This window comes from Turicimonas sp. TL08 (genome assembly GCF_054660695.1).
Genome location: NZ_BAAGDP010000052.1, coordinates 1 through 1,828, shown reverse-complemented (window position 1 = coordinate 1,828; position 1,828 = coordinate 1). Strand labels below are relative to the sequence as shown.

Annotated in this window: 1 rRNA gene; it reads left to right on the top strand. The window is 52.3% G+C overall.

The features are described from left to right. A 23S ribosomal RNA gene (locus ACYQ4O_RS12855) occupies positions 1-1,828 on the top strand; the annotation flags it as partial.

The following is a 1,828-nucleotide window of genomic DNA, read 5'->3' as shown; positions in this document are numbered from 1 at the left end:
ACGAGAAGTAAGGCGGGACACGAGGAATCCTGTCTGAAGATGGGGGGACCATCCTCCAAGGCTAAATACTAGTGATCGACCGATAGTGAACCAGTACCGTGAGGGAAAGGCGAAAAGAACCCCGGGAGGGGAGTGAAATAGAACCTGAAACCGCATGCATACAAACAGTAGGAGCCTCAATCTGAGGTGACTGCGTACCTTTTGCATAATGGGTCAGCGACTTACATTCTGTGGCGAGGTTAACCGGATAGGGAAGCCGAAGCGAAAGCGAGTTCGAATAGAGCGAATAGTCGCAGGGTGTAGACCCGAAACCAGATGAGCTATCCATGGCCAGGTTGAAGGTGTGGTAACACACACTGGAGGACCGAACCGACTAGTGTTGCAAAATTAGCGGATGAGCTGTGGATAGGGGTGAAAGGCCAAACAAATCTGGAGATAGCTGGTTCTCCCCGAAAACTATTGAGGTAGTGCCTCGTGTGAAGGCTCCAGGGGGTAGAGCACTGTTTTGGCTAGGGGGACATGTAGTCTTACCAAACCAAGGCAAACTCCGAATACCTGGAAGCTATACACGGGAGACAGAGCACCGGGTGCTAACGTCCGGACTCAAAAGGGAAACAACCCAGACCGCCGGCTAAGGTCCCCAATAGCAGCTAAGTGGAAAACGAAGTGGAAAGGCCGTGACAACCAGGAAGTTGGCTTAGAAGCAGCCATCCTTCAAAGAAAGCGTAATAGCTCACTGGTCGAGTCTTTCTGCGCGGAAGATGTAACGGGGCTAAGCTGCTAACCGAAGCCGCGGATGCTTGGATAAATCCAAGCGTGGTAGGGGAGCGTTCTGTAAGTCTGAGAAGGCGGATTGAGAAGTCTGCTGGAGATATCAGAAGTGCGAATGCTGACATGAGTAACGTTAAAGAGGGTGAAAAGCCCTCTCGCCGCAAGCCCAAGGTTTCCTGCTCTACGTTCATCGGAGCAGGGTGAGTCGGCCCCTAAGGTCAGGCCGAAAGGCGTAGCCGATGGGAACCGGGTTAATATTCCCGGACCGCTGTCAGATGCGAAGGGGTGACGGAGAGGATAAGGTCATCCGAGTGTTGGAATACTCGGTACTTAGACGAGGACGGTTGGCAGGCAAATCCGCCAACGTATCGTCCGGATCGGAAGTGGTGCTCCCACGGGAGCGAAGTGATTAGAAACTCTTCCAGGAAAAACCTCTAAGCTCCAGTCTGACAGGACCGTACCGCAAACCGACACTGGTGGGCGAGCTGAATATGCTCAGGCGCTTGAGAGAACTCGGGAGAAGGAACTCGGCAAATTGACACCGTAACTTCGGAAGAAGGTGTGCCGCAGTAGCGTGAGAGGAGAAACACCTCAAGCGTGAGACGGTCTCAGAGAATAGGTGGCTGCGACTGTTTATTAAAAACACAGCACTCTGCAAAGTCGAAAGACGACGTATAGGGTGTGATGCCTGCCCGGTGCTGGAAGATTAATTGATGGGCTGAGAGGCCTTGATCGAAGTCCCAGTAAACGGCGGCCGTAACTATAACGGTCCTAAGGTAGCGAAATTCCTTGTCGGGTAAGTTCCGACCTGCACGAATGGCATAACGATGGCCACACTGTCTCCTCCCGAGACTCAGTGAAGTTGAAGTGTTTGTGATGATGCAATCTACCCGCGGCTAGACGGAAAGACCCCATGAACCTTTACTGCAGCTTTGCATTGAACTGTGAACCGATTTGTGTAGGATAGGTGGGAGACAGAGAAAGAGGAGCGCCAGCTCCTCTGGAGTCGACCTTGAAATACCACCCTGATTTGTTTGCGGTTCTAACCAAGACAGGT